The following is a 21,984-nucleotide window of genomic DNA, read 5'->3' on the forward strand; positions in this document are numbered from 1 at the left end:
CGCCATGGCACTGCCCTGCAGGAAGGCAGTGCAGGCACCGGACTATCATCGCCCCATGCTGATCGAGACCCTGGACACCGCGCGCGACCTGGGGCGCCTGAAGGAGATTCTGGGCGTGATGGTGCGCCACGGATTTGGCGACACCGTGCGCCGCCTTGGCCTGGCCGACAAGCTGGAGCGCGCCGGCCAGGCACTCCACTGGAACCTGGCGGGCAACCTGGCCCGCGTCGAACCGCCCGTGCAGGTACGGCTGGCACTGGAAGAGCTGGGCCCCACCTTCGTCAAGTTCGGACAGCTCCTGGCGGGCCGTGCCGACCTGTTCGGACCCGACTGGATCGCCGAGTTTGAAAAGCTCCACAGCCATGTCCCGGCCGTGCCCCTGGAGGCGCTGCGCCCCCAGTTGCGCCAGGACCTGGGGGATGAGCCCGAGGCAGTTTTTGCGCGCTTCGACACCGAGCCGCTGGCCGCGGCCTCGATTGCGCAGGTGCACCGCGCACAGCTTCCCGACGGCAGCGAGGTGGTGGTCAAGATACGCCGGCCTGGCATCAGCGAGGTGATCGAGGCCGACCTGCGCCTGCTGGAGCGGCTGGCCGCGCTGGCCGAAGCCGAACTGGCCACCCTCAAGCCCTACCGCCCGCAGCAGCTGGTGCGCGAGTTCGCCCGCTCACTGCGGCGCGAACTCAACCTGGCGGGCGAATGCCGCAGCGCCGAGCGCATTGCCGGCAACCTCACCAGTCTGCCCCACATCGTGGTGCCGCGCGTTTACTGGGAGCACACCAGTGAGCGCATCAACGTGCAGGAATTCATCGAGGGCGTGTCCGGCGGGCAGCTGGATGTGCTGACACCCGAAGCCGGCTTTGACCGCGCCTTACTGGCCCGGCGCGGCGCCCAGGCCGTGCTGAAAATGATTGTGCAGGACGGCATCTTCCACGCCGATCCGCACCCCGGCAATGTGTTCTACCTGGAAGGCAACCGCATCGCTTTCATCGACTTCGGCATGGTGGGACGCCTGTCGCAGCGGCGACGCGACGAGCTGCTGCAGATGCTGCTGGGCCTGGTAGAGCGCCAGCCACAGGCGGTGGCCGAGGTGCTGCTGGACTGGGCGGGCGATGCCCACGGCGTGGACCTGGGGCAACTGGAGGTGGAGGTGGAGGCCTTTGTCGACCAGTACCACGGCGTGCCCCTGGCCCAACTGCAGCTGGGCCAGATGCTGGCCGATGTGACCTCCATCCTGCGCGAGCACCACCTGGGCCTGCCACCCGACCTGGCCCTGCTCATCAAGGCCTTCATTTCGCTGGAAGGCATGGGCCGCAACCTGGACCCGGACTTTCACATGGCGACCGAGGCCCTGCCGCTGCTGCACCAGGTGGTGCGCACACGGTATGAACCGCGCGCACTGGCCGGCCGTGCCTGGCAGGCCTTGCGCCGGGCGCTGGCCACCGCCGAGCAATTGCCCGACGACCTGGCGCGCCTGCTGCGCAACGCGCGCCGGGGCCGCCTGCAGGTGGGTATCGAGCTGGCCCATCTCAAGCGGGTGGGCGACCAGATCGACCGCTCTGCCAACCGGCTGTCGATGGCGCTCATCATCTCGGCCCTCATCATCGGCTCATCCATCGTGATGACCGTGCAGGGCGGGCCCACGCTGTTCGGGCTACCGGCCTTTGGCTTCCTGGGCTTCTTTGGTGCCGTGGTCTGCGGGCTGTGGCTGGTGCGCGCCATCTGGCGCAGCAGCCACCATAGAGACGAGGATTGAGGAGGATCTGCAAGATCACCCTTAAGGCAGCAGCCCCGCAAAGCGCTACGGCTGCTTACCCAAAACAAGGCCCCACCGCCACAAAGTCGGCATGGCCCATGCCAGTGCCACCGAGGAACCGGCTGCGCCGTGCCATTGGTGGCGTCCCCATAGGGGATGCCTCGACGCGGCCCAGGGGGTCACTTCGCTGCGTTCGGGAAGAACAACTGCTCACCACCGATCTTGTAGTTGGCGATCGCCGTCTGGCCCACGGGTGAAACCACCCAGTCCACGAATTTCTGCGCAGCCTGCACCTTCACATGCGGGTGCTTGGCGGGATTCACCACCATCACGCCGTACTGGTTGAACAGGCGCTGGTCACCCTCCACCAGCACGGCCAGGTCGGCGCGGTTCTTGAAGTTGAGCCAGGTGCCCCGGTCGGCCAGCACATAGGCGCCGCTGGAGGCGGCAATGTTGAGCGCCGGGCCCATGCCGCAGCCGCACTCCTTGTAGCCGCTGCCCTTGGCGGCATCGGCGCCCGCCAGCTTCCAGTAGCGCAGTTCGGCGGCGTGGGTGCCGCTCTTGTCGCCACGCGAGACAAATTCGCCATTGCCAGCGGCCAGCTTTTTCAGCGCTTCCACGATGTCCTTGCCCTTGATACCGGCGGGATCGTTCCTGGGGCCGACCAGGATGAAGTCGTTGTACATCACGGGGTAGCGCTTCACGCCCCAGCCATCGGCCACAAACTTTTCCTCGGCCACCTGGTCGTGCACGAACAGCACATCGGCGTCACCGCGGCGCGCCGTGTCCAGCGCCTGGCCCGTACCCAGGGCCACCACCTTCACGTCCAGGCCACTGGCCTTCTTGAACTCGGGCAGCAGATAACCGAACAGGCCCGACTGCTCGGTGGAGGTGGTGGACGCCATGGTGATGGACTGCGCGCTGGCGACTCCACAAACGGCCAAAACAATGGCTGAAAGCGCTTTACAAGTCAGCGTCAGAAGCCCAAAAGACTGCATGTTCTTCATACCATTTCTCCTTTGACAAACAACCGGGCGGCGTCGGGCAGGGGGCCGTTGAAAAAGTCGTGCACGGGCAAATCGGCCAGCACAGCGCCGTGTTCGAGATAAATCACCCGGCTGGCCAGCCGCTTGACCTGGCCCAGGTTGTGGCTGCTGAAGACCATGGTCACGGGGTGGGCCGGGCCCGCCTGGCCGTGGCTGGCGGCCAGGTCGGCCATCAGCAGCTCGACCTCGCGCTTGGCGTGCGGGTCGAGGCTGGCGGTGGGCTCGTCGAGCAGCAGCACATCGGGTCGCAGCGCCCAGGCCCGCGCCAGCGCCACCCGCTGCTGCTGCCCGCCCGAGAGGGTGCGCGCGCCTTGCGCCGCAATGCCCTCCAGCCCCACGCGCTGCAATGCCAGCAACGCCTGCGCGCGCGCGTCACGCCAGCGCACACCCTGCAGCCACAGGCCCAGCGCCACGTTGTGCTGGGCGCTGGTGCGCAGCATGTGCGGGCGCTGGAACAGCATGGCCTGGCGGCGGCCATCGCTCCGCAGCAACTGGCCGCTGCTGGGTTTGGCCAGGCCGTGCAGCACGCGCAGCAGCGTGCTCTTGCCACAGCCATTGGCACCGATCAACGCCACGCGCTCGCCCGGGGCCACCGACAGATTCACACCCAGGAGCGCCTGCACGCGGCCATAGCGCACACCCACGCCGTGCAGGGAAAAAACAGGGGGATGATCGGGCGGACTCAACGACGCCCGCGCCACCTTCACACCATCGGGCCAGGACGCAGCCGCGCCCGCGGCGGGCACTGCGCTCATGCCAGCACCCCCGGCATGGTGCCCTGCGAGGTGCCGTCCACGCCTTCCCGCCAGCGCCGCAGCACGGCAATCAGCACATTGAGTGCCAGCACCACGGCCAGCAGCACCAGGCCCAGCGCCAGGGCCAGTGGCAGATCGCCCTTGCTGGTTTCCAGGGCGATGGCGGTGGTCATGACGCGCGTAAAACCGTCGATGTTGCCGCCCACGATCATCACGGCGCCCACCTCGGAAATGGCGCGCCCGAACGATGCGATCAGCACCGTCAGGAGGGCATAGCGCTCGTCCCAGGCCAGCAACAGGCTGCGCATCACGGGGCCCGCTCCCAGCGATTGCAACTGCTCGCCATGGCTGCGCTCGGCATCGGCCACCGACTGGCAGGTCAGGGCAGTGACGACCGGCAGCACCAGCAGGGTCTGGGCAATGACCATGGCCTTGAAGGTGAAGAGCCATCCCATGGCGCCCAACGGGCCGCTGCGCGACAGCAGCAGATAGACCACGAGTCCGACGACCACCGAAGGCACTGCCAGCAGGGTGTTGAGCCAGGCCAGCACGCCCCCCCGGCCCGCGAACCGCGCCACGCCCAGCCACGCGCCCAGCACCAGGCCACCGCCGCAGGCCAGCAGGCAGGCCGTGCCGCTGACAGCAAGGGAGCGACCCACGATGGTCCACAAAGCAGGGTCGGCCGAAACCGTGAGATGCAGCGCCGTGAGGACGCTTTCAGAGAGAGTGGACATGGATTCGACTATCGTATGCACCGAATCAATCTCCAGCGATATGAACACCTGTGCATAGGGTCCAACTCCACTACACGCTCAGCCGCGATGCCGGCGACGCCCTGATCCGCAACCCCTTGCCCGAGATGCTGCAGGCCGTGGCGCAGCAAGGCTCCATTTCGGCCGCTGCGCGCTCTCTGGGGCTGTCCTATCGCCATGTGTGGGGTGCCCTCAAGCGCTGGGAAGACCAGCTCGGCGGGGAACTCGTCACCTGGGGCAAGGGCCAGTCGGCCCAGTTGAGCGAATTCGGCACCAAGCTGCTGTGGGCCGAGCGCCAGGCCCAGGCGCGCCTGGCGCCGCAGATCGCCGCCCTGCATGCCGACCTGGAGCGCGCCTTTGCCGTGGCCTTTGACGCCGATGCCCATGTGCTCACCCTGTACGCCAGCCACGACGATGCCCTGGTGGCGCTGCGTGCCCATGCGGCCACGCAGGCCGATGCCGGAGCGCTGCACCTCGATATCCGTTTCACCGGCAGTGTGGATGCAATCCGCGCACTGAACGAGGGGCGCTGCACGCTGGCCGGCTTTCACACGGTGGATCAGCCCGCCGCCGACTCTGTGGCAGCGCGCTCCTACAAGCCCCTGCTGCAGCCCGGGCTGCACAAGATCATCGGCTTTGCCCAGCGCACGCAAGGCCTCATCGTGGCCCCGGGCAATCCGCTCGGCCTCCACAGCCTGGCGGACGTGGTGCGCACCGGCGCCCGCTTCATCAACCGGCCACTCGGCAGCGGCACGCGCGTGCTGCTCGATGACCTGCTGGCCCAGGCGGGTGTGGACGCCCAGGCCATCCCGGGCTACATGCGCAACGAACCGTCGCACACCGCCATTGCCCAGGCGGTGGCGGCCGGTGCGGCCGATGTGGGCATGGGCATCGAGGTGGCTGCGCGCACCCGGGGGCTGGATTTCGTGCCGCTGGTGCAGGAGCGCTACCACCTGGCCTGCCTGAAGGCCAGCCTGGACCAACCCGCCACGCAGGCCTTGCGCCGCTTGCTGCAAACACCCGAGTGGCAGGCACACATGAAGGCACTGCCGGGCTACACCCCTCTGCACTGTGGCGAAGTGCTGGCCATGAGCACGGTGCTTCCATGGTGGCAATTTGCAAGCAAGAAACGCGCTCCGCTGCCCCGGAAGCAGCCCTGATTGCTATATATATAAGAGCACAAAAGCCAAGTCGGTGCAAAGGGATTACACCGTCACACTCCCGTCAGGCTCCCACTATAGTGCTACGTAAAATCGCGCCTTTGTAAAAATGTGTCCCGCCATCCCGCCTACCCGCGGGGCGGAAGGGATGTCGCACGCACAGCCTTTCCATTGGAGACACCATGCAGGCTCTTCTCAAATTTTCACGCGCCATCGACGGGCTCAATGCCTTTGTCGGCAAGTACGTCATCTGGCTGATCTTTGCCGCCACCGCTGTCAGCGCCGTCAACGCGCTGGTGCGCAAGATTTTCGGGGTCAGCTCCAATGCGTTCCTGGAAGCACAGTGGTACCTGTTTGCCTGGTCTTTCCTGGTGGCTGCCGGGTTCACGCTGCTGCACCGCGAGCATGTGCGCATCGACGTGGTCAACAGCCGCCTGCCCAAGCGCGTGCAGGTGTGGATCGACATCGTGGGCTTTGCACTCTTTCTCACCCCTTTGTGCATCGTGGTGCTGTACCTGAGCTGGCCCCTGGTCGTGCAGATGTACCAGACCGGCGAAATGTCGGGCAACCCCGGTGGCCTGATCCGCTGGCCCGTGTGGATGGCCCTGCCCGTCGGCTTTACGCTGCTGATGCTGCAGGGCTGGTCGGAACTCATCAAGCGCATCGCCTTCCTGCGCGGCCAGGGCCCCGACCCCATGGGGCGCCTCGTCGACAAGACAGCCGAAGAAGAACTGGCGGAAATCCTGCGCCAGCAGCAAGAAGCCGCTGCCGCCGCCAGTGCCGCGGGCACCCCCCCACCCGCCACGCCCGCACGCTGAGCCCACGGAGCATCTTCATCATGGAATTCTTCGCTGCCAATTTCGCCCCCTTCATGTTTGCGGGGCTGATCATGTTCCTGCTGCTGGGTTTCCCCGTGGCCTTCAGCCTCGGCGCCTGCGGCCTGTTCTTCGGCTTTGTGGGTATCGAGATGGGCATTTTCCCCAGCTCGGTGCTGGCCTGGCTCCCCCAGCGCCTGATTGGCATCATGGCCAACGACACCTTGCTGGCGGTCCCCTTCTTCACGCTCATGGGTTTGATTCTTGAGCGCAGCGGCATGGCGGAGGACCTGCTCGATACCGTGGGCCAGGTGTTTGGCCCCATGCGCGGTGGTCTGGCCCTGGCTGTGATTTTTGTCGGCGCCCTGCTGGCTGCAACGACAGGGGTGGTTGCCGCGTCGGTGATCTCGATGGGCCTGATCTCGCTGCCCATCATGCTGCGCTACGGCTACGACCGCCGGCTGACCAGCGGTGTGATTGCAGCGTCCGGCACGCTGGCACAGATCATTCCGCCATCGCTGGTGCTGATCCTGATGGCCGACCAGCTGGGCAGGAGCGTGGGCGACATGTACAAGGGTGCCTTCCTCCCCGGTTTCCTTCTCATGGGCATGTACGTGGCCTACGTGATGTTTCTGGCGATTTTCAAGCCCCACCAGGTGCCGGCCCTGCCCCCGGAAGCCCGCACCTACCGCGAACCCAATGGCAGTGGCGGCTACACCTCGCTGACCGTTCTGGCCGCGCTGTCGGCCACCGTGTCGGTCTTCCTGGCACGCCACATGGCCGAGGTGCACAGCTGGTGGCAAGGCAAGCTGGTCACCTCCGTGGCCACCGACGAAAAAATCGTGGTGGCCATGTGCGGTGGCACGGCGGTGGCACTGGTCATTGCGCTGATCAACAAGGGCTTCAAGCTGGGCCTGCTCTCGCGCCTGGCGGAACGTGTGACCTTTGTGCTGATTCCGCCGCTGCTGCTGATCTTCCTGGTGCTGGGCACCATCTTCCTGGGCATCGCCACCCCCACCGAAGGGGGCGCCATGGGAGCCATGGGCGCGTTGATCATGGGCTGGAGCCGCAAGCGCCTGGACATGAAGCTGCTCAAGCAGGCCCTCGCCTCCACCACCAAGCTGTCGAGCTTCGTGATGTTCATCCTGATTGGCGCCACCACGTTCAGCCTGGTGTTCCAGGCCGCCGACGGCCCGGTCTGGGTGGAGCATCTGCTCACCAACCTGCCCGGCGGCCAGGTCGGCTTCCTGATCGCCGTGAACATCATGGTGTTCTTCCTGGCGTTCTTCCTCGATTACTTCGAGCTGTCGTTCATCGTGGTGCCCCTGCTGGCGCCCGTGGCCGACAAGCTGGGCATCGACCTGATCTGGTTCGGCGTGTTGCTGGCCGTGAACATGCAGACCTCGTTCATGCACCCGCCGTTCGGCTTTGCGCTGTTCTTCCTGCGTTCGGTGGCACCCGACAAGCCCTACGTCGACCGCGTGACGCGCAAGACCATGGAACCCGTCACGACGATGCAGATTTACCGTGGCGCCATTCCGTTCCTGCTGATCCAGCTGACCATGGTGGGCGTGCTGATTGCCTTCCCGCAAATTGTCACCGGCGCGCTGGATGCCAAGGTCGAATACAACATGGAGAGCATTGGCGACCAGATGCGCGGCACCCTGGGTGGACCCGCCGGAAGCGAAACCTATGGCGAAGAACCATTTGGCGGCAGCGAGGAGCCCACCGCACCCCCGGCCCCGGACGCAACCCCCGATGCACAAACCCCGGCCCCCGCACCTGCACAAGAAGCCCCTGCCGACGACCCGATGAAGGCGATGCAGGATGCGCTGAAGAAACCGGCGAACTGACGCGCGGCAACGGGTCCGCGCGGATCCGGTGCACATCGCCCCCGATGCGCCACGCCAACCTCCTCAAAGGCCCTTCGGGGCCTTTTTCTTGTGCGCCGGCACCTCCTCCTGGTTTTTTGCAAACCACCAGCACAGGAACAACCAGCCAGGGACGAGTGGTGCAGCCCACGCCGCCCCTGCAAATCCTGGCACCCAGATGCATCTGCCAGGCGCCCGTGGAACACCAACAAAAAAGCCGCGACATGCGCGGCTTGAATACATGTGGGGGCCCTTGCGGGCCACCCGCAGCAACGGCTCTCAGATCTTGACGCCGTTCATGTACTGGTTGTACGGATACTCGGAGAAGCGGTTCCACAGGATCTGGTCACGCTGGAAGGCACGCATGTCGTCATAGATCTTCTTGAACTCGGGCGACTTGGAGGTGTGCTCTTCGTACACCTCCATGCAGGCCTTGAAACCGGCATCGATCACTGCCTTGGGGAAAGCGGTGAGCTTGGTTTTCTCTGCCACGAGCTTCTTCAGTGCAATCGGGTTGTAGGCATCGTACTTGGCCGTCATGTCGGTGGCGGACACCGTCATGGCGGCGTTCAGGATGGCCTTGTTTTCGTCCGACAGGGCAGCGAACTTCTTGTTGTTGATGAAGAATTCCAGGTCGGCGCCGCCTTCCCACCAGCCAGGGTAGTAGTAGAAAGGCGCCACCTTGTTGATGCCCAGCTTGGAATCATCGTAGGGGCCCACGAACTCGGCGGCATCCAGCGTGCCTTTTTCGAGTGCCTGGTACACGTCGCCGGCGGGCATGTTCTGCGCCACCACGCCCAACTTGGCCATGGCCTCACCGAAAACGCCGCCGCCCATGCGCATCTTCAGACCCTTGAGATCCGCAACGGTCTTGATTTCCTTGCGGTACCAGCCGCCCATCTGGGTGCCGGTATTGCCCGCGCTGGCGGTGCGGAAGTTGTATTTCTCGAAAAAGGCATCCAGCAGCTTGCCACCGTTGCCATACTTCTTCCAGGAGGTGTTCTGGCGCGCGGTCAGGCCGAACGGCACGGCGCAACTGAAAGCAAAGACAGGGTCCTTGCCGGTGAAGTAATAAGCTGCCGATTGGGCCATTTCGATGGTGTCTGATTGCAGCGCATCGACCACGCCGAAAGCGGGCATCAGTTCGCCCGCGGGGTGCACGGAGATTTCAAATTTGCCACCCGACATGGCCTTGACCGTCTTGGAGAGCAATTCAGCGCTGCCGAAGATGGTGTCCAGTGACTTGGGGAAGCTCGAAGCGAGACGCCAGCGGACCGCTGCCTGCGCGTGTACCGCAGGTGCGGCACCTGCCGCCAGAACGCCAGCAATGCCGGCGTGCTTGATGATGGAACGACGATCCATGAGGGTTATCTCCGAAAATTGATTGCAAGACTCAGTTGCGCCCGTTGTGCGGACGTGCTCCAGGGGCTCTTTCAGCCATCGATCATTGTAGAAATACCCCCTCCCGCTATTCTTGCGGGTTTTCCCGCGCAAGACCGCGATGAGGCCATGTATTCAGGCTTTTGCAAGCATCGGCGGCATGGCGGCCAGCAACGGACGGGCTTCAGATTTTCTGGGCCGACATGAAGCTGTCGTACCGCGCCTCCGCAAAGCGGAACCAGAGGATCTGGTCGCGCTGGAAATTGCGCATGTCTCCATAGATCTTCTTCCACTCGGGGCTTCTGGCATCGTTGCCGGCAAAGACCTCCATCGAAGCCTTGAATGCGGCATCCATGATGCCTTGCGAGAACGGTGACACCTTGGTCTTGGCCACCACCAGCTGCTTGAGCGCCGCGGGGTTCAGTGCGTCGTACTTCGCCAGCATGTCGGTGTGCGCCAGAGCTGCGGCGGCCTCTACGATGCCCCGGTAATCGGCCGATAGCGCATTGAAGGCTTTGAGGTTGATGTAGAAGTCCATTTCCGGACCGCCCTCCCACCAACCAGGGTAGTAGTAGTACGGTGCCACCTTGTGGAGCCCCAGCTTCTGGTCGTCGTAGGGGCCGACCCATTCCGCGGCATCGAGCTCCCTTTTCTGCAATGCCTGGTAAATATCGCCCCCCGGCAGATTGGAGGGAACCACCCCCAGCCTGGCCAGGACATCGCCCACCAGCCCACCGCCCAGGCGCATCTTCAGGCCTTTGAAATCCGACGGGCTGCGGACCTCCTGGAGGAACCACCCCCCCATCTGCGTGCCCGTGTTGCCCCCTGCAAAGCTGCGCATGTTGTAGCCCGCATAGAACGCATCCATGAGCTTGCGGCCATTGCCATGCAGCATCCAGGCATTCATTTGCCGGGCATTGAAGCCAAACGGTATGGCAGAGCCCAGCGCGAAAGCGGGACTCTTGCCATAGAAGTAATACGGCGCCGTGTGCGCAGCCTCGACCGCGGCGGACTGCACGGCATCCACCACACCGAATGCCGGCACGAGTTCGCCGTCAGCGTGCACCGAGATCTGGAACCTCCCGTTGGACATCACCCGCACCGCTTGTGCAAAGACCTCCGCCACACCGTAGATGGTGTTGAGCGAGCGCGGAAAGCTCGACACCAGCCTCCAGCGCAGGACCGGCTGTGCGTGAATCGCAGGCGCAGCACCTGCAGCCAGCACGCCAGCCATGCCTGCATGCTGGATGAGTTTGCGGCGATCCATGGGATTCATGAAGTTGTCTCCGGAGGAAAGGAACAAGACGCCTCAAGCGGCCACGTACCAGGGGCCCAGCGCAGGCCCATGGTCTTGCCATCGCCAGCATTGTAGGAATGGCGGCTACCCCGCTGCGGGGCCAACCCCGCGAGCACCGCCGCACGGGTCTTATCCAGGTGCTCCGTTCAAGCGGGAAACCGCCGTGCAATCGACGCCTGGATACCGGCCGCGTCCAGCCCCTGCAGCGACAGCAGCTTGCCCGGATCACCATGCTCGATGAAGGCATCGGGCAGCCCCAGCTGCAACACGGGCAGCACCACCTTGGCGGCGGCCAGCGCCTCCAGCACGGCACTGCCCGCGCCGCCCATGATGGCGCCCTCTTCCAGCGTCACGAGGGCATCGTGGCGTGCCGCCACCTCCAGCAGCAGCTCGGTATCGAGCGGCTTGGCCCAGCGCATGTTGACCACGGTGACATCCAGTGCCTCGGCGGCCTGCAGCGCGGGGTACAGCAAGGTGCCAAAGGCCAGAATGGCAATGCGCGGCGTGCCCGCAGCGGCCTCGCCGGCCTGGCGTTCGCGGCGGATCTCGCCCTTGCCGAACGGCAGACCTTCCAGCCCGCGCAGGGTGGGCACGCCCGCTCCGCTGCCACGCGGGTAGCGCACGGCCACAGGGTGGTCCTGCTCGAACGCAGTGCTCAGCAGCTGGCGGCATTCACGCTCGTCGGCCGGGCAGGCCATGCTCATGTGGGGAATGCAGCGCACAAAGGGGATGTCGTAGGCGCCCGCATGGGTGGCGCCGTCGGCCCCCACCAGGCCGGCGCGGTCCAGCGCAAACACCACCGGCAGGTTCTGCAGCGCCACGTCGTGGATCATCTGGTCATAGCCGCGCTGCAGGAAGGTGGAGTAGATCGCCACCACCGGCTTGACCCCCTCGCAGGCCATGCCGGCAGCGAAGGTGATGGCATGCTGCTCGGCAATGCCCACGTCGTAGTAGCGGCCGGGAAAGCGCTTTTCAAACTCGACCATGCCCGAACCCTCGCGCATGGCGGGGGTGATACCCACCAGCCGGTCGTCCTGCGCCGCCATGTCGCACAGCCACTCGCCAAACACCTGCGTGAAGGTCTGTTTCGGCACCGCCGCGCTTTTGACCAGGCCCACGGCCGGGTCGAACTTGCCGGGGCCGTGGTAGGCCACGGGATCGGCCTCGGCCAGCTTGTAGCCCTGGCCTTTCTTGGTGACCACATGCAGGAACTGCGGGCCCTTGAGGCCCTTGATGTTTTCCAGCGTGGGGATGAGCGAATCGAGGTCGTGTCCGTCAATGGGCCCGATGTAGTTGAAGCCGAATTTCTCGAACAGGGTGGCCGGCACCACCATGCCCTTGGCCTGCTGCTCCAGGCGCTTGGCCAGTTCCAGCAGCGGTGGCGCGTTCTTGAGCACGCTCTTGCCCACGTTCTTGGCGGCCGCATAGAACTGGCCGCTCATGAGCTGGGCCAGATAACGGTTGAGCGCGCCCACGGGCGGGCTGATGCTCATGTCGTTGTCGTTCAGGATGACGAGCAGGTTGGCATCGGCCACGCCGGCGTTGTTCAAGGCCTCGAAGGCCATGCCGGCCGTCATGGCGCCGTCGCCGATGATGGCCACGGCATGCCGCTCTTCGCCCTTGCGCTGCGCAGCCAGCGCCATGCCCAGGGCTGCCGAGATGCTGGTGCTCGAATGCGCCGTGCCAAAGGTGTCATAGACGCTTTCAGCACGCTGCGGAAAGCCAGAGATACCACCCAGCTGGCGCAGCGTGTGCATGCGGTCGCGCCGCCCGGTCAGGATCTTGTGCGGATAGGTCTGGTGGCCCACATCCCACACCAGCCGGTCTTCAGGCGTGTGAAACACATGGTGCAGCGCCACGGTGAGCTCGACGGTGCCCAGGTTGGAGCTGAGGTGCCCCCCGGTCTGGGACACGCTTTCGATCACGAACGCGCGCAGCTCGGTGGCCAGCTGCTTGAGGTCGGCGCGGGACAGCTTGCGCAGGTCGGCGGGGTCGTTGATGGTCTGCAGCAGGGGAAAGGATGTCATGGACATTTACTATTTATGGAATAGCTGCTGACGCTTCATACAAAAGCACCAGAGGCCAATTTGACATTCAAAGCATGGGGTTCGGACAAGCACCGGGCGTCAATACGATCGGTTCACCACCATGTCGGCCAGCGCCGCCAGCGCACGCGTATCGGCCAGGCCCGAGGCGGCCAGCGCGGCTTGCGCCTGCGCCAGCAGCTCTTGCGCATGGGCCTGCGCAGGGGCAAGCCCCAGCAGGGAGACATAGGTGGGCTTGTCGCTGGCGGCATCCTTGCCGGCGGTCTTGCCCAATGTGGCCGAGTCGGCAACCACATCCAGGATATCGTCCACCACCTGAAATGCCAGGCCGAGCGCCGCGCCGTAATCCGCCAGCGCCTTGTGCGCTGCGGCACCTGACGCGCCACAGGCCGCGCCCATCATCACGCTGGCCTGGAGCAGCGCACCGGTCTTGAGGCGGTGCATCTGGCGCAACTGGTCCTGCGTCAGGGCCAGCCCCACGCTGGCCAGATCGATCGCCTGCCCGCCCGCCATGCCCGCCGATCCGGCAGCCCGCGCCAGCTGGCGGCACAGCGCGGCCTGCACGGCCGGAGCAACGCGTTCGTCATCGGGTGTCAGCAATTCAAAGGCAAACGCCTGCAGCGCGTCGCCCGCCAGCAAGGCCTGCGCCTCGCCAAACTGCACATGCACCGTGGGCTTGCCACGGCGCAGCACATCGTTGTCCATGCAGGGCATGTCGTCATGCACCAGCGAATAGGCATGGATCAGCTCGACGGCGCACGCGGCACGCAGGGCCGCTTGGTCCATGCCGGCACGCAGGGCCGCTTGGTCCATGCCGGCACGCAGAGCGGCCTGGTCCATGCCGGCGCATGGGGCGGCTTCGCGCGCTGCGCCGCCCGCCCCGCTTTGCACGGCCTCATAGGCCGCCAGCACCAGCAGCGGCCGCAGGCGCTTGCCACCATCGAGCACCGCGTAGCGCATGGCCTCGCCCAGGCCGGCGGGCGCATCACGGCCCACCCACTGCCCCAGGGCCTGCTCGACCAGATCGAGGTGCTGACCGCTCCAGCCGGCCAGATCAAAAGCCGTGGAGATGCCGTGCGCCGCCATCATTCCTGCGCCCATGGCTGCAGCATGCCTTCATCGAGCACCTTGATCTGGTCCTGCACCGCTTCGAGCCGCTGGCGGCAAAACGCCAGCAATACCGCACCGCGCTGGTAGCCGGCCAGCATCTGATCGAGCGGCAGCTGGCCCGACTCGATGCGGCCCACGAGCTGCTCCAGCTCTTCCAGCGCCGCTTCATAGCTGGCAGGTTCGGCGGGTGGGGCGGTGGAGGCAGAGGCCTTGGGCATGGGCAGGACGGCAGAAGTTGCGCAGATAAAACAAACGATTTTAGGCCTACCCATGAGACGGCGCTGCCGCACGCCCGCGACAGGCCCCGGCACCCCGCCGGAGACCAGGCTGCCGCACGGCCCGATACCCCCGAGCCATGCAGCCGCCACATGCCCTAACGCGATTGGCAATACACGTAAGGGGGGTGCGGGAATAACCCCACCGCCTATAATCCCATTCCTTTCGAGCCGGCTAGTCACCTAGCCGGTTTTCTTTTTCCAGATGCGCCCCGGCGCACCTCCCACAACCTCCCTGTGGGGAGTCTTTAGGTCAGGTCCCCCATGTCTGATTTAAGTCTTCGACTGCAGCAGGCCGCAAGCCAACTACCAGTTTCAAGCTACTTTGACGAGGCGCTGTTCCAGCGCGAATTGGAAACCATCTTCCAGCGCGGGCCCCGCTATGTGGGGCACCAGCTTTCCGTGCCCCATCCGGGCGACTACCACGCCCTGCCCCAGGAGGGCGAAGGGCGCGCGCTGGTGCGCAACGCCCAGGGCGGCGTGGAGCTGATCTCCAACGTCTGCCGCCACCGCCAGGCGGTCATGCTCAAGGGCCGCGGTTCGCTGAACACCCAGCAAAAAGGCAGCGCGGGCGGCAACATCGTGTGCCCCCTGCACCGCTGGACCTACAAGGCCAGCGGCGAATTGCTGGGCGCGCCACATTTCGCGCACGACCCCTGCCTGAACCTCAACAACTACCAGCTGCGCGAGTGGAACGGCCTGCTCTTCGAGGACAACGGCCGCGACATCGGGGCCGACCTCGCAGGCATGGGCCCGCGTGCCGAGCTCTCGTTCGAGGGCTACGCGCTCGACCGCATCGAGCTGCACGAGTGCAATTACAACTGGAAGACCTTCATCGAGGTCTATCTGGAGGACTACCACGTCGGCCCCTTCCACCCGGGCCTGGGCCATTTCGTCACCTGCGACGACCTGAGCTGGGAATTCCAGAAGCAATACTCGGTGCAGACCGTGGGGGTGTCTTCGGCCTTCGGCCAGCCCGGCTCCGACGTGTACAAGAAATGGCATGAGGTGCTGCTGAACTACCGCGGCGGCAAGATGCCCGAGCGCGGAGCCATCTGGCTCACCTACTACCCGCACATCATGGTCGAGTGGTATCCGCATGTGCTCACCGTCTCGACGCTGCACCCCGTCAGCCCAACCAAGACACTGAACATGGTGGAGTTCTACTACCCCGAGGAAATCGCGGCCTTCGAGCGCGAGTTTGTCGAGGCCCAGCAGGCCGCCTACATGGAGACCTGCATCGAGGACGACGAGATCGGCGAGCGCATGGACGCCGGCCGCAAGGCCCTGCTGGCGCGCGGAGACAATGAGGTGGGCCCTTACCAGAGCCCCATGGAAGACGGCATGCAGCACTTTCATGAGTGGTACCGCGAGGCCATGGGCCAGACGACGCCAAAGGCCTGAATACGGCGAGCCAACCCACCCAATAAGCCCGACAGCGCACAGGCGCTCTCATTACAATAGCTGCCAGTGCTTGCTTTTCAAGCACTGGCAGCTATTTTTGTTGCTCAACCCACTTTTTCCCGATTGATCCCATGCAAGCCCTCTGGATGGTGCTGGCCGCGTTCCTGTTTGCGAGCATGGGCGTGTGCGTCAAGATCGCCTCGGCCCATTTCAACGCCGCCGAGCTGGTCTGCTATCGCGGCCTGATCGGCATCGTGATCCTGTGGCTGCTGGCACGCTCACAGCGCGTGGCACTGGCCACGCGCTACCCCGGCATGCACGCCTGGCGCAGCCTGGTCGGCGTGGCATCGCTGGGCGCCTGGTTCTATGCCATTGCCCACCTGCCCCTGGCCACGGCCATGACGCTCAACTACATGAGCAGCGTGTGGATTGCCGCCTTTCTGGTGGGCGGCGCGCTGCTGGCCTGGCGCCCCTCGGCCGCGTCGCCACGTCCGGCGTTCCAGGGCCCGCTGGTGCTGACGGTGCTGACCGGCTTTGTCGGGGTGGTGATGATGCTGCGCCCCAGCCTCGACCAGAACCAGGCATTTGCCGGCCTGATCGGCCTCATGTCGGGCATGACAGCCGCCTTTGCCTACATGCAGGTGGTCGCGCTGTCGCGGCTGGGCGAGCCCGAGTCACGCACCGTCTTCTACTTCGCGGTGGGCTCGGCCGTGGCCGGCGGCACCGCCCTGCTGGTCACCGGCACCTCGCCCTGGCCGGGCTGGCCCGCGCTGTGGCTGCTGCCCATTGGCGTGCTGGCGGCGGGCGGGCAGCTGTGCATGACCAAGGCCTACGCCAGCGCCAAGACCCAGCGCGGCACCCTGGTGGTGGCCAACCTTCAGTATTCGGGCATCGTGTTTGCGGCCATCTACAGCGTGGCGCTGTTTGGCGACCAGCTTCCGCCCATGGGCTGGATCGGCATGGTGCTGATCGTGGGCAGCGGCATCGTGGCCACCGTGCTGCGCACCCGCGCCGCGCCCGGAGCACCGGCCGAGGAACATTGACACAATGGAGGCACTCCATTGCCCTCCACCTTCGCCCTGGTGCCTGCGCGTACCCGACAGCCCATGACCTACACCACCCTGGTATCCGCCCCCGACCTGCAATCCCTGATCGCCAGCGGCGCGCCGCTGATGGTGTTTGACTGCAGCTTTGACCTGACGCAACCAGCGGCCGGTGCACAGCAGTACGCACAGGCCCACATCCCCGGCGCGGTGTATGCCCACCTCGACAACGACCTGAGCGCCAAACACGGCACACCCGGCCCGCACGGCACCGTCACCGCGCAGGAGGCCGACCAGCCCGCATCAGGCGGCCGCCACCCACTGCCCAGCCGCGAGCGCTTTGCCATCTGGCTCTCCAGCGTGGGCTTTGCCAACGGCATGCAGGCCGTGGTGTACGACCGCAACGGCGCCAACTACTGCGGGCGCCTGTGGTGGATGCTCAAGTGGGCAGGGCACGATGCCGTGGCGGTGCTCGATGGCGGCCTGCAGGCCTGGCAGGCAGCGGGCGGCGCGGTCGCCAGCGGTGCAGAGCCCGCGCACTTCCAGTCGAACTTTCAGCTGGGCGCGCCCCTGCGCCAGCTGGCCACGGCATGCGAGGTGCTGGCACGGCTGCAACAGCCCGGCCAGACCGTGATCGACGCCCGCGCAGGCGCCCGCTACCGGGGAGAGGTGGAACCGCTGGATCCCGTGGCAGGCCACATTCCGGGCGCCCTTAACCGCCCGTTCGCCGACAACATCGGCACCGATGGCCGCTTCAAGCCTGCGGCCGTGCTGCGTGCAGAGTTTGACGCACTGCTCGCCGGCCGCAACCCGGCCACCGTGGTGCACCAGTGCGGCAGTGGCGTGAGTGCAGTGCCCAACCTGCTGGCCATGGAAGTGGCGGGCCTGGGCTCCACCGCACTGTTTGCCGGCAGCTGGAGCGAATGGTGCTCCGACCCCGACCGCCCCGTCGAAAAAGGCTGAAAGGGCCAGATCCGGCAACCTGGGTTGCCAAAGCGCAACAAAGAGGATTTGCAGCCGCTGTCAACACCCTGCGCAGAATTCAGGGGGCAACGCCTGGGAGCCTGCTGACCCAGCACTCGGTCAGGAAGGTCGGCAACGAGGGTTTTGGCGTGCACTTTGCCCCCGCAGACAAGCGATGGCCGCCTACAGGGCAGGGGTTGCGGCTGCCGCACAATCCGCGCATGACCGAGCCCACAAAGCCCATCCCGCCCCCACCGCAGGCTTCGCCGGTGCCGCCTGCCTCGCCGCCCCATCCCGCCGATGCACGGCCCACCGCCGCCAGCGAGCCCGCCCCCACACTGGCTGCACCCGCGCAGCCCGCCTCCGCCGCACCCCGCCAGCAGACGCCGGTGATGCTGCAGATGCCGGTGGATGTACGCAACCTGTCGCTGGCGCTGCTGGCACTGTTTGCCAGCGTGGCACTGCTGCACTGGGCCAGCGCGGTGTTCATTCCCATCATGCTCAGCCTGCTGCTGACCACGGCCCTCAGGCCCATGGTGGAAGCCCTGTGGCGCTGGCATGTGCCGCGCTGGCTGGGGGCGGGCGTGCTGCTGATTGCCATTGTCTCGGGCCTGGCAGCCACGGCCTGGTCGCTCAGCGACGGTGCAGCGCAGCTGGTGGACTCGCTGCCCGTGGCGGCCAAGAAAGTGCGCGACAGCCTCAAGAACCGCACGGGCGCCAGCAGCCCCCTGGACACCGTGCAAAAGGCCGCGACGCAGATCGAGCAGGCCACCACTGACACGGGCGCCAGCACCCCGGCACGCCGCGGCGTGCAGCGGGTCATCATCGAACGCCCGCCCTTCAATATCCGCGACTACCTCTGGAGCGGAACCAAAGGGCTCATGTCGGCGCTGGGGCAGCTCATGGTGGTGATTTTTCTCACCTACTTTGCGCTGGCCTCGGGCAACCTGTTGCGCGACAAGCTGGTGCGCATCGCGGGCACCAGCCTGGAGCGGCGCAAGATCACCATCCATGTGCTCGCAGACATCACCAGCCAGATCCAGCGCTACCTGCTGGTCCAGGTCTTCACGAGTGTGCTGGTGGGGCTGGCAACCGGTGCGGCCTACTGGGCGCTGGGCCTGGAGAATGCAGCGGTGTGGGGCGTGGTGGCCGCGGTGCTCAACCTGGCGCCCTACATCGGCTCGGCGCTGGTGACGGGGGCATCGGGGCTGGTGGCCTTTTTGCAGTTCGGCACGCTGGACATGGCCTTGGCGATCGGCGGCGCCTCGCTGGTCATCCACACCATCGTCGGCAACCTGCTCACCCCCTGGCTCACCAGCCGCGCCAGCAGCATGAGCCCCGTGGCGGTGTTCGTGAGCGTGCTCGCCTGGGGCTGGCTGTGGGGCCTGTGGGGGCTGCTGCTGGGCATCCCGGTGATGATGGCCGTGAAGGCCGTCTGCGACCGGGTGGAGGACCTGAAGCCGGTGGGCGAGCTGCTGGGGGACTGATCGCGCGCCCAGCACCTCCACAAATCAACCCGTGTTGCGCAACCCGGCCGCAATCCCGTTGATCGAGATGTGGATACCCGTCTGCACCCGCTCGTCGCCCTGGCCTGCGCGCCAGCGGCGCACCAGTTCCACCTGCAGGTGGTGCAGCGGATCGATGTAGGGAAAACGGTGCTTGATGGAGCGCGCCAGCGCCGTGTTGTGCGTGAGGCGCTGCTTGTCGCCGGTAATGCGGGTCAGCGCATCGGCCGTGCGGTGCCACTCGGCCTCGATGGCGCTGAACACCCTCTTGCGCAGGCGGGCGTCGGTGACGAGTTCGCTGTAGCGCGAGGCCAGCGCCAGGTCGCTCTTGGCCAGCACCATGTCCATGTTGGACAGCAGCGTGCGGAAGAACGGCCACTGGCGGTACATCCGCTGCAGCAAAGCCATCTGGGTCTTGGGGTCCTTGCCCTCCAGGTTGACGAAGGCTTCCACCGCAGCGCCAAAGCCGTACCAGCCGGGCAGCGTGAGGCGGCACTGGCCCCAGCTGAAGCCCCAGGGAATCGCGCGCAGGTCTTCGATCTTCTGGCTGGCCTTGCGCGATGCCGGGCGCGAGCCGATGTTGAGCTCGGCAATCTCGCGGATGGGCGTGGAATTGAAGAAATAGTCGGTGAAGCCCGGTGTTTCGTACACCAGCGCGCGGTAGGCGTCCATGCTGGCCTTTGACAGCTGCGCGGCGGCGTCCAGAAACGCCTTGGTGGCCGATTTGGTGGGCTGCAGCAGCGTGGCTTCGAGCGTGGCGGCGACCAGGGTTTCGAGGTTGCGCCGGCCAATCTCGGGGTTGGCGTACTTCGAGGCAATCACCTCGCCCTGCTCGGTCAGGCGGATCTGCCCCCGCACGGTGCCCGGGGGTTGCGCCAGGATGGCCTGGTAGCTCGGGCCGCCGCCCCGGCCCACGGTGCCGCCGCGGCCGTGGAACATGCGCAGCTGGATGCCGTGGCTGGTGGCCAGTTCGTCGAACAGTTCCACCAGCGCGATCTCGGCGCGGTACAGCTCCCAGTTGCTGGTGAAGATGCCGCCATCCTTGTTGCTGTCGCTGTAGCCCAGCATGATGTCCTGCTCGCCACCACTGCGCTGCACCAGCGCAGCCACGCCGGGCAAGGCATAGAACTCGCGCATGATGGGCGCGGAATGCGCCAGGTCTTCGATGGTCTCGAACAGGGGCACCACGATGAGGTGGTTTTTCGACTCGGCATCGAGCGTGCCGTCCATCAGGCCCACTTCTTTTTGCAGCAGCAGCACTTCCAGCAGATCGCTCACCGTTTCGGTGTGGCTGATGATGTAGTGGCGAATCGCCTCGTGGCCAAAGCGCTGGCGCAGCGTACGGGCCGTTTCAAAGATGGCCAGCTCGCCTTGCGTGTGGGCTGAATACGGGGCGCCCACCACGCGCAGCGGGCGCGCGTCGTTGAGCAGCTTGATCAGCAGCGCGCGCTTGGCGGCCTCCTGCAGGCTGCTGTAGTGGGGCTCGATGCGGGCCGTGGCCAGCAATTCGGCCACCACCTCCTCGTGCTTGTCGGAACTTTGGCGCAGGTCCACCGTGGCCAGGTGAAAGCCGAACACCTCCACCGCGCGGATCAGCGGGTGCAGGCGCTCTGCGGCCATGGCTTCGCCGTGGTGGGATTGGAGCGAGGTTTCGATCACGCGCAGGTCGGCCAGGAACTCTTGCGCACTGGCATAGGCATTCTGCGGCGCCACCGCATGCCGGGCGGCCTCGCCGCCGGTCAGGTCCTTGAGCGACGCCGCCAGGCGCGCGTAGATACCGGTCAGGGCACGGCGGTAGGGCTCGTCCTGGCGGTGTTCATTGGTGTCGGGCGAGCGCTGGGCCAGCGCCTGCATTTCGGGCGATACCGCCACCAGACGCGCCGACAGCGACAGCTCGCCGCCCAGAAAATGCACCTCGGTGAGGTAGTGGCGCAGCGCCATGTCGGACTGGCTGCGCAAGGCATATTGCAGGGTTTGCGCCGTCACGTTGGGATTGCCATCGCGGTCGCCGCCGATCCACTGGCCCATGCGCAAGAAGCTGTGCACCGGGTACTGCCCCAGTTCGCGCTCCAGGTCTGCGTAGATCTTGGGGATCTCGCGCAGGAAAGTGGCTTCGTAATACGACAGTGCGTTCTCGATCTCGTCGGCCACCGTGAGCTTGCTGTAGCGCAGCAGGCGCGTTTGCCACAGCTGGGCCACGCGGGCGCGCAGCAGGGCTTCGTTGGCCGCCAGCTCGCGCGGGGTGAGCGCGTCCTTGGCGCTGTTGTACAGCTGCGCGCGCACCTGGATATCGTCGCGCACGGCCAGCAGCTGGGCGATGTCGCGTTCGGCATCCAGGATGCTTTTGCGCTGCACCTCGGTGGGGTGGGCCGTGAGCACCGGCGCCACGTAGCTGCTGGCCAGCGTCTGCGCAATGGTCTTGGGCGCAATGCCGGCCCAGCGCAGGCGCGACAGGGCCACCTCGATGCTGCCCTCCTGCGTGTCGCCCGCGCGCTCGTGCACGGCGCGGCGGCGGATGTGGTGGCGGTCCTCGGCCAGATTCGCCAGGTGGCTGAAGTAGGTGAAGGCGCGGATCACGCTCACCGTCTGGTCGCCCGACAGCGACTTGAGCAGTTTTTTCAAGGCACGGTCGGCCTCCTGGTCGGCATCGCGCCGGAAAGCCACCGAGAGCTTGCGCACCTGCTCCACCAGTTCGTAGGCTTCCACCCCCTCCTGCTCTCGGATCACGTCACCCAGAATGCGCCCCAGCAGGCGGATGTCGTCTATCAGGGGCTGGTCCTTGTCGGATCGTTTCATGGGTTTGTCTCCGG

At 65.9% G+C, this 21,984-nt stretch carries 17 protein-coding genes; 8 read left to right on the plus strand and 9 right to left on the minus strand.

Going from position 1 to position 21,984, the window contains the following annotated elements:
• Window positions 1–55 precede the first annotated feature (55 nt).
• Window positions 56–1,753: an ABC1 kinase family protein gene (locus AC1RDS_RS01575; protein WP_287877488.1), complete on the plus strand. Its 1,698-nt coding sequence runs from the start codon at window positions 56–58 to the stop codon at window positions 1,751–1,753.
• 179 nt (window positions 1,754–1,932) lie between these two features.
• Here the strand turns inward: AC1RDS_RS01575 and AC1RDS_RS01580 are convergent, their stop codons facing one another.
• From AC1RDS_RS01580 to AC1RDS_RS01590, 3 genes are read right to left on the minus strand one after another with little or no spacing between them, the layout of a single operon-like run.
• Complete coding sequence (locus AC1RDS_RS01580) at window positions 1,933–2,760, minus strand: ABC transporter substrate-binding protein (RefSeq protein WP_092698350.1); 828 nt, start codon at window positions 2,758–2,760, stop codon at window positions 1,933–1,935.
• The gene (locus AC1RDS_RS01585; RefSeq protein WP_092698352.1) at window positions 2,757–3,554 is read right to left on the minus strand and encodes an ABC transporter ATP-binding protein; all 798 of its coding nucleotides are present in this window, start codon (window positions 3,552–3,554) and stop codon (window positions 2,757–2,759) included. The genes AC1RDS_RS01580 and AC1RDS_RS01585 overlap by 4 nt, the downstream gene beginning before the upstream one ends.
• Window positions 3,551–4,288 (minus strand): ABC transporter permease, encoded by a 738-nt coding sequence (locus AC1RDS_RS01590; protein WP_092698354.1) that lies wholly within the window; start codon window positions 4,286–4,288, stop codon window positions 3,551–3,553. Before AC1RDS_RS01590 ends, AC1RDS_RS01585 begins: the two co-directional genes overlap by 4 nt.
• Window positions 4,289–4,338: 50 nt before the next feature.
• Between AC1RDS_RS01590 and AC1RDS_RS01595 the strand changes: the two genes are divergently transcribed.
• The 3 genes from AC1RDS_RS01595 to AC1RDS_RS01605 all read left to right on the plus strand — a co-directional run bounded on the left by AC1RDS_RS01595 (window position 4,339) and on the right by AC1RDS_RS01605 (window position 8,134).
• Window positions 4,339–5,466: a substrate-binding domain-containing protein gene (locus AC1RDS_RS01595; protein ID WP_287877493.1), complete on the plus strand. Its 1,128-nt coding sequence runs from the start codon at window positions 4,339–4,341 to the stop codon at window positions 5,464–5,466.
• Window positions 5,467–5,648: 182 nt separating this feature from the next.
• A complete protein-coding gene (locus AC1RDS_RS01600; RefSeq protein WP_287877495.1) occupies window positions 5,649–6,284 on the plus strand; it encodes a TRAP transporter small permease subunit in 636 nt (211 codons plus the stop codon).
• A gap of 20 nt (window positions 6,285–6,304) precedes the next feature.
• A complete protein-coding gene (locus tag AC1RDS_RS01605; RefSeq protein WP_092698360.1) occupies window positions 6,305–8,134 on the plus strand; it encodes a TRAP transporter large permease in 1,830 nt (609 codons plus the stop codon).
• 297 nt (window positions 8,135–8,431) lie between these two features.
• Here AC1RDS_RS01605 and AC1RDS_RS01610 read toward each other — a convergent pair whose 3' ends face one another.
• From AC1RDS_RS01610 to xseB, 5 genes are all read right to left on the minus strand, one after another.
• Window positions 8,432–9,514 carry a TRAP transporter substrate-binding protein gene (locus AC1RDS_RS01610; RefSeq protein WP_287877497.1) on the minus strand — a complete coding sequence of 361 codons (1,083 nt, stop codon included), beginning with the start codon at window positions 9,512–9,514 and terminating at the stop codon, window positions 8,432–8,434.
• 202 nt (window positions 9,515–9,716) lie between these two features.
• Complete coding sequence (locus AC1RDS_RS01615) at window positions 9,717–10,799, minus strand: TRAP transporter substrate-binding protein (protein WP_492226645.1); 1,083 nt, start codon at window positions 10,797–10,799, stop codon at window positions 9,717–9,719.
• Window positions 10,800–10,975: 176 nt separating this feature from the next.
• Entirely contained in the window at window positions 10,976–12,862 is a 1,887-nt protein-coding gene (gene dxs / locus AC1RDS_RS01620; RefSeq protein ID WP_092698364.1) for a 1-deoxy-D-xylulose-5-phosphate synthase, read from the minus strand.
• Between the two features lie 93 nt (window positions 12,863–12,955).
• Window positions 12,956–13,975 carry a polyprenyl synthetase family protein gene (locus tag AC1RDS_RS01625; RefSeq protein WP_492226635.1) on the minus strand — a complete coding sequence of 340 codons (1,020 nt, stop codon included), beginning with the start codon at window positions 13,973–13,975 and terminating at the stop codon, window positions 12,956–12,958.
• Complete coding sequence (gene xseB, locus AC1RDS_RS01630) at window positions 13,960–14,202, minus strand: exodeoxyribonuclease VII small subunit (RefSeq protein ID WP_092698368.1); 243 nt, start codon at window positions 14,200–14,202, stop codon at window positions 13,960–13,962. The genes AC1RDS_RS01625 and xseB overlap by 16 nt, the downstream gene beginning before the upstream one ends.
• A 321-nt stretch (window positions 14,203–14,523) precedes the next feature.
• Here xseB and AC1RDS_RS01635 point away from each other — a divergent pair, with 321 nt between their 5' ends.
• The 4 genes from AC1RDS_RS01635 to AC1RDS_RS01650 all read left to right on the plus strand — a co-directional run bounded on the left by AC1RDS_RS01635 (window position 14,524) and on the right by AC1RDS_RS01650 (window position 19,156).
• A complete protein-coding gene (locus AC1RDS_RS01635; protein WP_092698370.1) occupies window positions 14,524–15,663 on the plus strand; it encodes an aromatic ring-hydroxylating oxygenase subunit alpha in 1,140 nt (379 codons plus the stop codon).
• 131 nt (window positions 15,664–15,794) lie between these two features.
• Entirely contained in the window at window positions 15,795–16,706 is a 912-nt protein-coding gene (locus tag AC1RDS_RS01640; protein WP_492226636.1) for a DMT family transporter, read from the plus strand.
• A 63-nt stretch (window positions 16,707–16,769) separates the two neighbouring features.
• Window positions 16,770–17,669 carry a sulfurtransferase gene (locus AC1RDS_RS01645; RefSeq protein WP_092698374.1) on the plus strand — a complete coding sequence of 300 codons (900 nt, stop codon included), beginning with the start codon at window positions 16,770–16,772 and terminating at the stop codon, window positions 17,667–17,669.
• A gap of 221 nt (window positions 17,670–17,890) precedes the next feature.
• Window positions 17,891–19,156 carry an AI-2E family transporter gene (locus AC1RDS_RS01650; RefSeq protein WP_492226637.1) on the plus strand — a complete coding sequence of 422 codons (1,266 nt, stop codon included), beginning with the start codon at window positions 17,891–17,893 and terminating at the stop codon, window positions 19,154–19,156.
• 24 nt (window positions 19,157–19,180) lie between these two features.
• Here AC1RDS_RS01650 and ppc read toward each other — a convergent pair whose 3' ends face one another.
• Window positions 19,181–21,970 (minus strand): phosphoenolpyruvate carboxylase, encoded by a 2,790-nt coding sequence (ppc, locus tag AC1RDS_RS01655; RefSeq protein WP_092698378.1) that lies wholly within the window; start codon window positions 21,968–21,970, stop codon window positions 19,181–19,183.
• Window positions 21,971–21,984 lie beyond the last annotated feature (14 nt).

It is taken from the genome of Acidovorax sp. GW823-FHT02H02 (assembly GCF_058797075.1).